This window comes from Nocardioides sp. YIM 152315 (genome assembly GCF_029210375.1).
In the GTDB taxonomy this organism is placed as follows: domain Bacteria; phylum Actinomycetota; class Actinomycetes; order Propionibacteriales; family Nocardioidaceae; genus Nocardioides.
The window spans coordinates 21,582-33,493 of record NZ_JARGER010000012.1 but is presented as its reverse complement, the minus strand read 5'-3'; the positions used below and the strand labels follow the sequence as shown (position 1 = coordinate 33,493).

Annotated in this window: 17 protein-coding genes; 6 read left to right on the top strand and 11 right to left on the bottom strand. The window is 72.5% G+C overall.

What is annotated here, in order from left to right; all coding sequences use genetic code 11:
• Positions 1-11 precede the first annotated feature (11 nt).
• Positions 12-671 carry a nitroreductase family protein gene (locus PZ894_RS02410; RefSeq protein ID WP_275742103.1) on the bottom strand — a complete coding sequence of 220 codons (660 nt, stop codon included), beginning with the start codon at positions 669-671 and terminating at the stop codon, positions 12-14.
• A 52-nt stretch (positions 672-723) separates the two neighbouring features.
• Between PZ894_RS02410 and PZ894_RS02405 the strand changes: the two genes are divergently transcribed.
• Positions 724-1,083, top strand: a complete 360-nt coding sequence (locus PZ894_RS02405) for a DUF4267 domain-containing protein (protein ID WP_275742101.1) — start codon at positions 724-726, stop codon at positions 1,081-1,083.
• Between the two features lie 13 nt (positions 1,084-1,096).
• Here the strand turns inward: PZ894_RS02405 and PZ894_RS02400 are convergent, their stop codons facing one another.
• Genes PZ894_RS02400 through PZ894_RS02385 form a run of 4 tightly spaced genes read right to left on the bottom strand, consistent with a single transcriptional unit; the run spans position 1,097 to position 4,278 of the window.
• Positions 1,097-1,861 carry a sulfite exporter TauE/SafE family protein gene (locus tag PZ894_RS02400; RefSeq protein ID WP_275742100.1) on the bottom strand — a complete coding sequence of 255 codons (765 nt, stop codon included), beginning with the start codon at positions 1,859-1,861 and terminating at the stop codon, positions 1,097-1,099.
• A complete protein-coding gene (locus tag PZ894_RS02395; protein ID WP_275742098.1) occupies positions 1,858-2,979 on the bottom strand; it encodes an SPFH domain-containing protein in 1,122 nt (373 codons plus the stop codon). Before PZ894_RS02395 ends, PZ894_RS02400 begins: the two co-directional genes overlap by 4 nt.
• 33 nt (positions 2,980-3,012) lie before the next feature.
• Positions 3,013-3,474 carry an NfeD family protein gene (locus PZ894_RS02390; protein ID WP_275742096.1) on the bottom strand — a complete coding sequence of 154 codons (462 nt, stop codon included), beginning with the start codon at positions 3,472-3,474 and terminating at the stop codon, positions 3,013-3,015.
• Positions 3,475-3,483: 9 nt separating this feature from the next.
• Complete coding sequence (locus tag PZ894_RS02385) at positions 3,484-4,278, bottom strand: ABC transporter ATP-binding protein (RefSeq protein WP_275742094.1); 795 nt, start codon at positions 4,276-4,278, stop codon at positions 3,484-3,486.
• Positions 4,279-4,332: 54 nt separating this feature from the next.
• Here PZ894_RS02385 and PZ894_RS02380 point away from each other — a divergent pair, with 54 nt between their 5' ends.
• Positions 4,333-5,067 (top strand): hypothetical protein, encoded by a 735-nt coding sequence (locus PZ894_RS02380; protein ID WP_275742092.1) that lies wholly within the window; start codon positions 4,333-4,335, stop codon positions 5,065-5,067.
• 21 nt (positions 5,068-5,088) lie between these two features.
• Here PZ894_RS02380 and PZ894_RS02375 read toward each other — a convergent pair whose 3' ends face one another.
• Positions 5,089-5,445 carry a VOC family protein gene (locus PZ894_RS02375; RefSeq protein ID WP_275742090.1) on the bottom strand — a complete coding sequence of 119 codons (357 nt, stop codon included), beginning with the start codon at positions 5,443-5,445 and terminating at the stop codon, positions 5,089-5,091.
• Positions 5,446-5,505: 60 nt separating this feature from the next.
• On the opposite strand from PZ894_RS02375, the gene serB reads away from it, so the two are divergent.
• Entirely contained in the window at positions 5,506-6,720 is a 1,215-nt protein-coding gene (gene serB, locus PZ894_RS02370) for a phosphoserine phosphatase SerB (protein ID WP_275742089.1), read from the top strand.
• Between the two features lie 9 nt (positions 6,721-6,729).
• Here the strand turns inward: serB and PZ894_RS02365 are convergent, their stop codons facing one another.
• From PZ894_RS02365 to PZ894_RS02350, 4 genes are read right to left on the bottom strand one after another with little or no spacing between them, the layout of a single operon-like run.
• On the bottom strand, positions 6,730-7,236 hold the full coding sequence (locus tag PZ894_RS02365; RefSeq protein WP_275742086.1) for a histidine phosphatase family protein: 507 nt from the start codon (positions 7,234-7,236) through the stop codon (positions 6,730-6,732).
• A 4-nt stretch (positions 7,237-7,240) separates the two neighbouring features.
• Positions 7,241-8,014: an enoyl-ACP reductase FabI gene (gene fabI / locus PZ894_RS02360; protein ID WP_275742084.1), complete on the bottom strand. Its 774-nt coding sequence runs from the start codon at positions 8,012-8,014 to the stop codon at positions 7,241-7,243.
• A 4-nt stretch (positions 8,015-8,018) separates the two neighbouring features.
• Entirely contained in the window at positions 8,019-8,750 is a 732-nt protein-coding gene (locus PZ894_RS02355; protein WP_275742082.1) for a beta-ketoacyl-ACP reductase, read from the bottom strand.
• Between the two features lie 53 nt (positions 8,751-8,803).
• Positions 8,804-9,016, bottom strand: coding sequence for a dodecin (locus PZ894_RS02350; RefSeq protein WP_275742080.1), 213 nt, complete (start codon positions 9,014-9,016; stop codon positions 8,804-8,806).
• Between the two features lie 43 nt (positions 9,017-9,059).
• Here PZ894_RS02350 and PZ894_RS02345 point away from each other — a divergent pair, with 43 nt between their 5' ends.
• Positions 9,060-9,401: a DUF3099 domain-containing protein gene (locus PZ894_RS02345; RefSeq protein WP_275742078.1), complete on the top strand. Its 342-nt coding sequence runs from the start codon at positions 9,060-9,062 to the stop codon at positions 9,399-9,401.
• A gap of 138 nt (positions 9,402-9,539) precedes the next feature.
• Positions 9,540-9,737, top strand: a complete 198-nt coding sequence (locus tag PZ894_RS02340) for an acetone carboxylase (protein ID WP_275742076.1) — start codon at positions 9,540-9,542, stop codon at positions 9,735-9,737.
• A gap of 27 nt (positions 9,738-9,764) precedes the next feature.
• On the opposite strand, the gene moaA is transcribed toward PZ894_RS02340, so the two are convergent.
• On the bottom strand, positions 9,765-10,754 hold the full coding sequence (gene moaA / locus PZ894_RS02335; RefSeq protein WP_275742074.1) for a GTP 3',8-cyclase MoaA: 990 nt from the start codon (positions 10,752-10,754) through the stop codon (positions 9,765-9,767).
• 45 nt (positions 10,755-10,799) lie between these two features.
• Between moaA and PZ894_RS23485 the strand changes: the two genes are divergently transcribed.
• Complete coding sequence (locus tag PZ894_RS23485) at positions 10,800-11,777, top strand: SURF1 family protein (protein ID WP_345799130.1); 978 nt, start codon at positions 10,800-10,802, stop codon at positions 11,775-11,777.
• The last annotated feature ends 135 nt before the right edge of the window (positions 11,778-11,912 follow it).

The following is an 11,912-nucleotide window of genomic DNA, read 5'->3' as shown; positions in this document are numbered from 1 at the left end:
ACTGGCGCCGCTCAGAAGGCCGCGCCGTCGAAACGCTCTCGCGTGACGAACTCCTCGACCGGGCGGCGCCTGAGCTTCGTCAGCTGCTTGACGGGCCTGCCGAGCGGGAGGACGGCGGCGACGGCGTACTGCTCCGGGATGCCGAGGAGCTCGCGCACGGCCGGCTCCTCCGCGACCGCCATCGTGGTGATCGTGCCGCCGAAGCCCTCGTTGCGGGCGGCGAGCAACACGTTCCACACGAGGGGGTAGACCGAGGCGCCGCTGACCACGCCGACCCGGTCGAGATGCTGGTCGAGAGCCGCCACGACGCCGAGGTCGACGCAGACGACGAGGACGGCGGCCGCGGTGAGCACCGGCCCGGTGAAGTGCTCCGGCACCTCGGTGGCGGCGATCTCGTCAGGTCCCGGACGGGGTGGCTCCAAGGGGTTCCACGGGCTCTGCCCGGCCTTGATCTGGGCGACGTAGCGGCGGACCGCCGGCGCGTTGAGCTCGGCCAGGCGCTCGCGGGTCCCCCGGTCGCGGACGACGATGACGTGCGTGCCCTGCCGGTTGCCGCCGCTCGGGGCGAAGCGCGCGTGGTCGAGGATCCGGTGCAGGATCTCGTCGGGCAGCGGGTCGCCGGTGAACTCCCGCACGGCCGCCGTCGAGCGCATCACGTCGTACAGGTCCATGGAGCGAGCCTGTCACGGCCGGCGTCGGCGGGCGACCGCTACGGTGCACGACATGAACCCTGTGACCGGCCTGTCCATCGGGCGCATCGCCGTCGGCACCGCGGCGTTCGTGAACCCGGAGCTCGGAGCGCGGATGTTCCAGCTCGACCCGGCGAGCAACCCGCAGCTCCCCTACGTCACCCGCCTCTTCGGCTCTCGCGAGATCGCCCTCGGAGTGGTGACGCTGCTGGCCCGCGGCCGGCGGGCCCAGCGTGGCCTGATCGGCCTCGGCGTCCTGGTCGACGCCGGCGATGCCGCCGCCGGGTACCTCGCCCTGCAGGACGGCTCGCTCACCCGGAAGTCGGCGATGGCCATGATCGGGCCCGCCCTCGGTGCCGTCGGGTCCGGGATCGTGGGCCTCGTCAAGAGCTGAGTCGCCGCCGGGATCACCCGAGCAGGAACGCCGCCAGCGCGACGGTGCCGACGAGCACGATGGCGATCCGCAGGCCCAGCGGCGGCAGGCGTCGGCCGACGAGGCCGCCGAGCTGGCCACCGAGGACCGAGCCGACGCCGATCAGGAGCACCACCCACCAGTCGACCTCGGCGACCACCACGAAGATCAGGCCGGCCACGGCGTTCACGATCGCCGCGAGGACGTTCTTGACCGCGTTCAGCCGCTGCAGCGCCTCGTCGATGCCCGTGCCGAGCACGGCCATGAGGAGCACGCCCTGCGCGGCGCCGAAGTAGCCGCCGTAGACGCCCGTGGCCATGACCCCGGGCCAGACCCACCACGTGCCGTGGTGGGGCGTCCCGCCGGCGGCTTCGTGGCGGCGGGCGACCCACGCCGAGATGCGCGGCTGGAGGACCACGAGCACCAGGCCGAGCAGGATCAGCGCCGGCACGATCGCCTCGAACGCGCCCTCCGGCAGCACGAGGAGCAGCACGGCGCCCGCCGTACCCCCGACGAGCGAGGCGACGGCGAGGCGCCGCACCCGCGACCGTTGGCCCCTGAGCTCGCGGCGGTAGGCGATCGCGCCGGAGATCGAGCCGGGCACGAGCCCGATCGTGTTGGAGACGTTCGCGGTCACCGGCGGCACGCCGAAGGCCAGCAACGTGGGGAACGTGATGAGCGTCCCGGACCCGACGACCGTGTTGATGGTCCCGGCCGCGACCCCCGCGAGCAGGATCGCGACGACCTCGAAGAACGTCACTGGTCGGGCGGCACCTCACCGGGGTCGACCGCCGGGTCGGTCTCGGTCGGCGTCGCGCTCCGACCGGGGTTCGCCGCGCTGGCGGCCTCGGCGATCGCTGCCTCGACCGCTGCGCTGGTCTCGCGCAGCTGCGGGTCCGTCGCGGGCTCCCTCGGGGTCGACGGCCCCATGTCGACCCGCTTGATCGGCCCGTCCACCTGCTGCGGGATCCCCTGCAGGCTGTTCATCGTCGAGCCGAGGCCCTCGAGGGCCTTGCCGATCTCGCTCGGCACGATCCACACCTTGTTGGCGTCGCCCTCGGCGATCTTGGGCATCATCTGGAGGTACTGGTAGGCCAGCAGCGACTGGTCCGGCTGCCCGTCGTGGATGGCCTGGAACACGGTCTGGATCGCCTGCCCCTCGCCCTGCGCGCGCAGGATCGCGGACTCCCGCTCGGCCTGGGCCCGCAGGATCTGGGACTCGCGATCGCCCTCGGCGTTCAGGATCGAGGACTGCTTGTTGCCCTCCGCGGTGAGGATCGCGGACTGCCGCTGTCCCTCGGCGGTCAGGATGAGCGCCCGCTTGTCGCGGTCGGCGCGCATCTGCTTCTCCATCGCGTCCTTGATCGACGGCGGCGGGTCGATGCCCTTGATCTCGACCCGGTTGACGCGGATGCCCCACTTGCCGGTGGCCTCGTCGAGGACGCCGCGCAGGCCGTTGTTGATCTCCTCGCGGCTGGTCAGGGTCTGCTCGAGGTCCATGCCGCCGACGATGTTGCGCAGCGTCGTCATCGTCAGCTGCTCGACCGCCTGGATGTAGTTGGAGATCTCGTACGTCGCGGCGATCGGGTCGGTCACCTGGAAGTAGATGACGGTGTCGATCGAGACCGTCAGGTTGTCCTCGGTGATCACCGGCTGCGGGGGGAAGCTCACGACCTGCTCGCGCAGGTCGATCAGGTAGCGCACCCGGTCGACGAACGGCACGACGACGTTGAGGCCGGCCGGGAGCGTCTTGAGGTACTTCCCGAACCGCTCGACGACCCCGGCCCGCGCCTGCGGGACGATCCGGATCGTCTTGGCCAGGAGCACCACGACGAACAGCAACAGCAGCGCCAGCAGGATCAGCAGGGCGAGTTCCATGGCGGACTCCTTCGTCGGTTCGGTCGGTCGGGACTAGCTGTCGAGCTCGGGGATCGGGTGGACGTACGCCGTGGCGCCGCGGATCTCGAAGACCTCCACGGTGGTCCCCGGCTCGATCGTCACGTGCTCGTCGTACGGCGCGGCGCTCCAGGTCTCGCCGGCCAGCGAGATCCGGCCCACGGACAGGCCGGTGATGCGCTCGGTCACGGTGGCGCGCTGGCCGACCAGCTTGCCGGTGCCGAGCACGAGGTCAGGACCCTGGTGCAGCCTCGCGACGAGCGAGGGCCGCACGACGGCCAGCATCCCGATCGCGACGACCGCGGCCACGACGAGCTGGAGCACGATCGCACCACCCGCCGCCGCCGTCACGGCGCCACCGAGGGCACCGACGGCGAGCATGACCAGCACGAGGTCGAGGCTGAGCAGCTCGGCGATCCCGAGGAACGCCGCCACCCCGAGCCACGCGGCCCACGCATGGTCCCCCAGCCAGTCCATGCCTGAACCCTATCTGTGCCGTGTCCGCCGGCGCGCGGCCCACCGCCCGTCCTCGTGCGTGAGGACCAGCGGCATGCCGAAGGTCGACGACAGGTTCGCGGCGGTGACGACCTCCTCGATGGGACCTGCCGACACGACCTCACCACGACGCAGCAGCATCGCGTGGGTGAAGCCGGGCGGGATCTCCTCGACGTGGTGCGAGACCAGGACGGTCGCCGGCGACGCCGGATCCGCGGCGAGCACCGACAGCGTCGACACCAGGTCCTCGCGCCCGCCCAGGTCGAGCCCGGCCGCCGGCTCGTCCAGCAGGAGCAGCTCCGGGTCGGCCATCAGCGCACGGGCGATCTGCACCCGCTTGCGCTCACCCTCGCTGAGCGTGCCGAAGGAGCGGTCGACCAGGTGGACGGCGCCGACCTCGGTGAGCAGGTCGGTGGCCCGGTCGTGGTCGAGCGCGTCGTACGCCTCGCGCCACCGGCCGATCACGCCGTACGACGCCGACACGACCACGTCGTGCACGCGCTCGGGCCGCGGGATGCGCTCGGCGAGCGCCGCGCTGGTGATGCCGATGCGCGGCCGGAGCTCGAAGACGTCGACCGTCCCGAGCACCTCGTCGAGGATGCCCGCGACGCCGGAGGTCGGGTGCATCTGCGCGCTGGCGACCTGCAGCAGCGTGGTCTTGCCGGCGCCGTTCGGCCCCAGGACCACCCAGCGCTCGTCGTCCTCGACGCGCCAGCTCACCCGCTCGAGCAGGGTTGCCTGTCCGCGCCGGATCGTGACCTCGACGAAGTCCAGGACGGCGCTCATGCCGGACACCATATCCAGTGGACGATGACCGTCCGCAGCGTATCGTCACGGGCCGTGACGACACCGCTTCCGGCCGCGGCCAGGCTCGCCTGGTGGGGTACGGCGTGGCTGCGCGGCCACGCCGTCGCCGACCTGGTGGTCGACGCGGTCATCGACACGGATGCCACCCACACGTTCGCGCGCCTGCCCGGTGCCGAGGGCACCGAGACGCTCGTCGCCGGGCTCGCCCGCCTGCGGTCGACGGGCGCGACCGCGCTCGGCGCGGCGTTCCCCGTGGAGGGAGATCCGGCGGGCCTCGGCGGGCCTACGGCGTTCAACGCCGACGCTCTCGAGGTCGGCCAGGCCGTCGTGGCCGTCGACGCGGACCTGGGGCTGGTGCCGCGTCGCACCGGTGCCGCGGTCGCATGGGTCGCCCAGCCGGCCGACCGCCGTCAGCTGGTCGACGTCGGCGAGGCCGATCGCGGACTCCGCGCGGCGTTGCTCGCGACCGCCGCGGCGTTGGCGGACCTCGACGTCGCCCGGTGGCGGCCCGAGGTCGCCGACCGACTGATGAACCTGCGGCACCTCGACGTCCCCACCGCGCCGCCGGGCGTGCCGGGGCGCTGCGTCGAGCTCGCGGCCCGCGGCCTGCAGGCGACCGGCATCGTCGACCTCGCGCTCGAGGACGAGGGCGGGTCGGTCACGGTCCACGAGGAGCGGGCCCGTCGCGACGCGCTCCTGCCGCTGCAGCGTGCGGGCCGGCACGCGCTCGTCGCCGCGTGCTCGCCCGAGGTCTGGCCGCCCGCCTGAGGCGGCCGCTCTCTTCAGCAGTCAGGCGTGGGCCCAGACGCCCAGCTCGTTGCCGCTCGGGTCGGTGAAGTGGAAGCGCCGCCCGCCCGGGAACTCGTAGGGACCCTCTACCACCTCCCCTCCGGCGGCTCGGACGGCGTCGACCGTGGCATCGAGGTCGTCGGAGAAGAGCAGCACGAGCGCGCCACCGCGGCCCGCCTGCCCGGCCCGGTTGAGGCCGCCCACCTCGCCGTCGCCGTCGGGAGCGACGATGCCGGCGTAGTCGGGACCGTAGTCGTTGAACCGCCAGCCGAACGCGGACTGGTAAAACGCCCGGGTCGCCGCCAGCCGCGGGGCGCCGAGCTCGAGGTAGTCGATCGCGTGATGGATGTTGGCCATGGACCCAGCATGGACGCCTCCACCGACAATGGCGCGGCCAGCGATAGCCTCGCGCTTGAGATGAACCTCGCGAAGCCAGAGACCCTCCTGATCACCCTGACCGGCAAGGACCGACCTGGTGTGACGTCGGCGGTGTTCGGCGCGCTCGCGAGCGCCGGCCTCGAGGTCGTCGACATCGAGCAGATCGTGCTGCGCGGCCGGCTCGTGCTCGGCGTGCTGGTCACCACGCCCCGCAATCTGGCGCGCGTGCGGGCCGCCGTCGAGGACACCGCAGCAGCGCTCGGCATGGACGTCGACGTCGAGACCGGTGTCGGCGACAACAGGGCGAGGAGCGCCGGCCGGTCGCACGTCACGGTCATCGGCCTCCCGCTCCGGGCCGCGGCGATGGCCGCGATCGCCGGACGCATCGCCGACGCCGGGGCCAACATCGACCGCATCGAGCGGATGGCCCGCTACCCGGTCACCGCGATCGACCTGCACGTCTCCGGCGTCGCGACCGACGCGCTGCGCACCGTGCTCGCTCCCGAGGCCGCCGAGCACGGGATCGACGTGGCCGTGCAACCCGCCAACCTCATGCGGCGCGGCACCCGCCTCATCGTGATGGACGTCGACTCGACCCTGGTCCAGGGCGAGGTCATCGAGATGCTCGCGGCCCATGCCGGCTGCGAGGCCGAGGTCACCCGCGTGACCGAGTCGGCGATGCGGGGCGAGATCGACTTCGAGGAGTCCCTGCGGTCCCGCGTCGCCCTGCTGGCGGGCGTGCCGCAGCGAGCGCTCGACGAGGTCTACGACGCGATCGAGCTCGCCCCGGGTGCGCGGACCATGGTCCGCACGCTGCGTCGACTCGGCTACCGGTTCGCGATCGTCTCGGGCGGCTTCAGCCAGATCACCGACCGCCTCGCCGCCGACCTCGGCATCCACTTCGCCCGCGCCAACGAGCTCGAGATCGTCGACGACCACCTCACGGGTCGCATCGTCGGGCCGGTCGTCGACCGCGCCGGCAAGGCCGCCGCACTGCGGGAGTTCGCCGCCGAGATCGGCGTGCCGGAGGCCGCGACCATCGCGATCGGCGACGGCGCCAACGACCTCGACATGCTCAACGCCGCCGGCCTCGGCATCGCCTACAACGCCAAGCCGATGGTCCGCGACGCCGTGGACACCTCGGTCAACGTGCCCTACCTCGACGCGATCATGTACCTGCTCGGCATCTCCCGCGAGGAGGTCGTGGCCGCCGACGCCGAGGCCGGGATCGTCACGCCGGCGCCGCCGGTCTGAGCCTGGGGCTCAGCCGCGACCGACGTGGAACGCCTCCAGCCGGGCGGAACCCTCGCCGAGGTCCGGCCACGCGCCGTCGTACGAGAAGACCGCGACCGCGCTCGTCGGGAACTCCGAGGCCATCGCCGTGCCCGCCTCGACCGAGCCGGTGCCGTCGTCGAGGAGCTGCGCGAGGTAGGCCATGGTCGGGTTGTGGCCGACCACGAGCAGTGCGGACGCCTCCGAGGGCACCAGCCGGATGATGTCGAAGGCAGCGTCGGGGCCGGCGTCGTACAGGCCCCGGTCGAGGTCCGGGTCGAGCGACCAGCCGGCGCCCGACGCCACGGCCTCCCAGGTCTCCCGGGTGCGCAGCGCGGCCGACACGAGAGCGTGGTCGGGGACGAAGCCGGAGGACGACAGCCAGGCGCCCGCGGCGGCCGCGTCGCCGCGCCCCCGCTCGGCCAGCGGCCGCTCGAAGTCGGTCGGGCCGTCCTGCTCGGCCTTCGCGTGTCGCATCACGACCAGCCGCCGCGCCATGGCCTCAGGCTCCCATGGCGTGGAACCCGCCGTCGACGTGCACGATCTCGCCCGTGGTGGCCGGGAAGAAGTCCGAGAGCAGCGCGCACACGGCCTTCGCGGTCGGCGTGTGGTCGGTGTTGTCCCAGCCGAGCGGCGACCGGTCGCTCCACATCGACTCGAGCTCCTCGAACCCGGGGATCGCCTTCGCGGCGAGCGTCTTCAGCGGACCGGCCGAGACCAGGTTGACCCGGATGCCCTCCGGTCCCAGGTCGCGGGCCAGGTAGCGGGAGCAGGACTCCAGGCCGGCCTTCGCGACGCCCATCCAGTCGTACGCCGGCCACGCCACGGTCGCGTCGAAGGTCATGCCGACCACCGAGCCACCGTCGGCCATCAGCGGTCGGCACGCCTGGGTCAGCGACATGAGGGAGTACGCCGACACCTGCACCGCCTGGGCGACGTCCGCCCACGGACCGGTGAGGAACCTGCCGCCGAGCAGCGTCTCGGGATTGCCGTACGCGATGGAGTGCACGATGCCGTCGAGCCCGTCGACGTGCTCGCGCACCTGGGCCTCGAGCCCGGCGAGGTGCGCCTCGTCCGTGACGTCGAGCTCCAGCACCGGCGGCTCGACGGGGAGCCGCTTGGCGATGCGCCGGGTGATGCCGAGGGCGCGCCCGAAGTTGGAGATCAGCACGGTCGCGCCCTGCTCCTGCGCCACCTTCGCGGTCGCGAAGCCGATCGAGCTGTCCATCGTCACGCCTGCGACGAGGATGCGCTTGCCCTCGAGGATGCCTGCCATGTCTTCAGTGCCCCATTCCGAGTCCACCGTCGACCGGGATCACGGCCCCGGTGACGTACGCCGCGCCGGGGCCGGTCAGCCACAGCACCGTCTCCGCGATCTCGTCGACCGCGCCGTACCGTCCCAGCGGCACCTGCGCGAGGATCGCCGCCTTCTGGTCGTCCGTGAGCACCCCGGTCATGTCGGTCTCGATGAAGCCGGGCGCCACGACGTTCGCCGTGATCGACCGGGACCCGAGCTCGCGGGCGATGGAGCGGGCCATGCCCACCAGGCCCGCCTTCGAGGCCGCGTAGTTGACCTGGCCGGCGGACCCGAGGAGGCCCACGACCGAGGAGATGAGGACGATCCGTCCGCGGCGCAGCCGCAGCATGCCCTTCGACGCCCGCTTGGCGACCCGGAACGAGCCGGTCAGGTTGGTGTCGATCACCGAGGACCAGTCGTCGTCCGACATCCGCAGCAGCAGCGTGTCGGCCGTGATGCCCGCGTTGGCGACCAGGACCTCGACGGGACCGTGCGCCTCCTCGATCTGCGTGAACGCGGCCTCGACCTGCTCGGTGTCGGTGATGTCGCACCGCACGTCGAGGGTGCCCTCCGGCCCGCCGCCGCTGCGGGTGGTCACCGCGACCCGGTCGCCGTTCGCGACGTACGCCTCGGCGATCGCGCGGCCGATGCCGCGGTTGCCGCCGGTGACGAGCACTGACCTCGGCTCCTGGGCTCTCTCGTCTGCTGGGCTCACGTCAGGTGACGCTAGCGACTACCGATCAGTAGGCCGAAAGAGGCCCGGGCGGATCAGTCGTCCTCGAGGCGGAATCCGACCTTCATGCCGACCTGGAAGTGCTCGACGGTGCCGTCCTTGATCTGCCCGCGGACCTGGGTCACCTCGAACCAGTCGAGGTGGCGCAGGGTGCGCGAGGCGCGCTCGACGCCGTTGCGGACGGCGGCGTCGATGCCGTCCGGGGACGTGCCGACGATCTCGGTGACGCGGTAGGTGCGGTTCGTCATGCCCCCGAGCGTAGCGAGGGCGCCGCCGACGTACGATGGATCAATGGCCAGGGACGTGCATCGACACGGCACCCGCCACGGCAGCCGGCACGACGACGAGGCGGTGCGGATCACGACGGCCGCCACCAGTCGGGAGGCCGAGATCGCCGGACGGCAGCGCCGCTATGTCGTGTCGATGGCCATCCGTACCGTCTGCTTCGTGGCGGCCGTCGTCGTCGGCCCCGGGGTGCTGCGGTGGGTGCTGGTCGCCGCCGCGCTGCTCCTCCCGTACGTCGCCGTGGTGATGGCGAACGCCGTCCGGACCAAGGACGACGGGTTCTCCCTACCCAATCAGCAGTATGTCCGCGAGCTCGAGGAGCGCCCTGAGCGCGACACTCCGCCGTGAGGTCGTCCGGCTCCTTGACTTCACCCCACCGGGTGACAGAATCCGAGGCGCGAGTCGGGTCTCCCCCGTCCTGGCTCGTCGTGGTGCCGGACGGCTTCCCCCGTGGCTGTCTGGCACCACTTCATTTCAGGAGGCATCGTGACCGAGGCCGAAGGCCCCGACGTCTGCTCGGCGAAGGGCTGCCAGGCCCCCGCCGCGTGGGAGCTCCAGTGGAACAACCCCAAGCTCCACACCACCGACCGGCGCAAGGTCTGGCTCGCCTGTGACGAGCACCGGGAGTCGCTCTCCGACTTCCTCGCCGCTCGGCAGTTCCTCAAGGACGTCGTGCCGCACTGACGGGGGCTGCGATCGGCGCGTCCGACGTCACCCGCCGATGGCGGACATCGGGCGGTCGGGCTGCAGGAACGTCGGGTCGTCGATGCCGTGGCCGGCCCGCTTGCCGCGCATCGCCACGATCCAGCGCTCGGCGATCTCCTCGTCGGTGGCGTCGCCGCGCAGAGCCGCCCGCAGGTCGGACTCCTCACGCGCGAAGAGGCAGTTGCGGATCTGTCCGTCGGCGGTCAGGCGCACCCGGTCGCAGTCGCCGCAGAAGGGCCGGGTGACCGACGCGATCACGCCGACGGTGCCCGGACCCCCGTCGACGTGGAAGAGCTCCGCCGGGGCGCTCCCGCGCGGCTCGTCGACCGGCGAGAGCACGAACTCGGCGTCGAGGGCCGCGAAGATCTCGTCGGCCGTCACCATCCCCTCGCGCGACCAGCGGTGCTGGGCGTCGAGCGGCATCTGCTCGATGAACCGCAGCTCGTAGCCCTCGTCGAGGGCCCAGCGCAGCAGCTCCGGCGCCTGGTCGTCGTTGAGGCCGCGCATCAGCACGGCGTTGACCTTCACCGGGCCGAGACCGGCGGCCCGCGCCGCCTCGAGGCCCGCGAGCACGTCGTGCAACCGGTCGCGACGGGTGATGGCGAGGAAGCTCTCGGGGCGGATGCTGTCGAGGCTGACGTTGACCCGGTCGAGCCCGGCGGCGGCGAGCGTCGTCGCGGTGCGGGCCAGGCCGAGCGCGTTGGTCGTCAGGGAGGTCTCGACGCCGAGCTCGTGCGTGCGCCGCACGATGTCGACGAGGCCCCGGCGTACCAGCGGCTCGCCGCCGGTGAAGCGCACCTCGCGGATGCCGAGCATCTCCACGCCGATCCGGACCAGCCGGACGACCTCGTCGTCGGTCAGCACCGTCTCGTCGGGCAGCCAGTCGAGGCCCTCGGCGGGCATGCAGTAGGAGCAGCGCAGGTTGCACCGATCGGTCAGCGAGACCCGCAGATCGGTCGCCACGCGGCCGTACCGGTCCTCCAGTCGTCTCTCCACCCCTCCGAGTCTAGGGTGCACCCGGTCGCCGGATAGCCTCGTGGGGTGCGGTCATGGCGGTTCCTGCTCAGCCGACGGTGGCTGACCTTCGGCGCCATCGTCGTGCTGCTGTGCTACGCGGCGTGGTGGCTCGGGCAGTGGCAGTTCCACCGGCTGGAGGAGCGCAAGGAGAGCAACGCCGTCGTGCGTGCCAACGAGGACCGGGCGCCGTCGCCCGTCGGCGACGTGCTCGCGCCGGGACGGCCGGTCACCGAGGACGACGAGTGGCGCCAGGTCACCGCGACGGGGAAGTACGACGTCGACGACACCATCATCGTCCGTTACCGCACCCGCGACGGGCAGTCGGGCATCGACGTCGTCGTCCCCCTCGTCACCGGCGACGGTGCCACTCTCCTCGTCGACCGGGGCTGGATGGCGACCGACAACCAGGGCGCCGAGCCGGACGACGTACCCACCCCGCCCGGCGGCGAGGTGACGGTCGAGGGCTGGGCACGCGCGGACGGCACGGGCGAGAGCACGGCCGTCAGCGGGCGCTCCACCCGGGCGATCTCGAGCGAGCGGATCGGCGCGGCCATCGGGGCGGAGGTGTACGGCGGCTTCGTGGTGCTGGAGTCCGAGGACGGCGAGCCGGCCGCCGGGCTCGAGCCTGTCGAGCTGCCCGAGCTCAACAACGGACCCCACTTCTTCTACGGCCTCCAGTGGTGGTTCTTCGGCCTGCTCGCGGTCGTCGGGTTCGGCTACCTCGCCTGGGACGAGCGGCGCACCCGCCGTTCCGGCGACGCCGACGACTCGCCGGAGCAGGAGGGCGGTGAGCGCAAGCGGAGGCGTGCGGCGCGCAACGCCCGCAAGCAGCAGGTGAAGGCGGCCTACCAGCGGGCGTACGACGACGAGCGCGCCGCGCGCGCGGCTCACAGGGCCCGGACCATGCCCCCGTCGACCGGCAGCATCGAGCCCGAGACGAACGACGCGGCCGGCGACAGCACGAAGGCGGCCACCCGGTCGAACTCCTCCGGCTCGCCGTAGGCCGTGTGGATCAGCTCCGCGCCTGCTACGCGACGCACGCTGGCTGCGTCGAGCTCCGTGAGCCGCTCGGTGCCGGCGTCCGGGCCGCCCGCAGCTTCATCAAGGGATGAAGGTCGACCCGCGGTTCCCGGGGTG

Bases quoted from the DNA above. Each gene is read 5' to 3' on its own strand.
- PZ894_RS02410 (WP_275742103.1), bottom strand. From the start codon at position 671: ATGGACCTGTACGACGTGATGCGCTCGACGGCGGCCGTGCGGGAGTTC.
- PZ894_RS02405 (WP_275742101.1), top strand. From the start codon at position 724: ATGAACCCTGTGACCGGCCTGTCCATCGGGCGCATCGCCGTCGGCACC.
- PZ894_RS02395 (WP_275742098.1), bottom strand. From the start codon at position 2,979: ATGGAACTCGCCCTGCTGATCCTGCTGGCGCTGCTGTTGCTGTTCGTC.
- PZ894_RS02390 (WP_275742096.1), bottom strand. From the start codon at position 3,474: ATGGACTGGCTGGGGGACCATGCGTGGGCCGCGTGGCTCGGGGTGGCG.
- PZ894_RS02385 (WP_275742094.1), bottom strand. From the start codon at position 4,278: ATGAGCGCCGTCCTGGACTTCGTCGAGGTCACGATCCGGCGCGGACAG.
- PZ894_RS02375 (WP_275742090.1), bottom strand. From the start codon at position 5,445: ATGGCCAACATCCATCACGCGATCGACTACCTCGAGCTCGGCGCCCCG.
- serB (WP_275742089.1), top strand. From the start codon at position 5,506: ATGAACCTCGCGAAGCCAGAGACCCTCCTGATCACCCTGACCGGCAAG.
- PZ894_RS02365 (WP_275742086.1), bottom strand. From the start codon at position 7,236: ATGGCGCGGCGGCTGGTCGTGATGCGACACGCGAAGGCCGAGCAGGAC.
- fabI (WP_275742084.1), bottom strand. From the start codon at position 8,014: ATGGCAGGCATCCTCGAGGGCAAGCGCATCCTCGTCGCAGGCGTGACG.
- PZ894_RS02350 (WP_275742080.1), bottom strand. From the start codon at position 9,016: ATGACGAACCGCACCTACCGCGTCACCGAGATCGTCGGCACGTCCCCG.
- PZ894_RS02345 (WP_275742078.1), top strand. From the start codon at position 9,060: ATGGCCAGGGACGTGCATCGACACGGCACCCGCCACGGCAGCCGGCAC.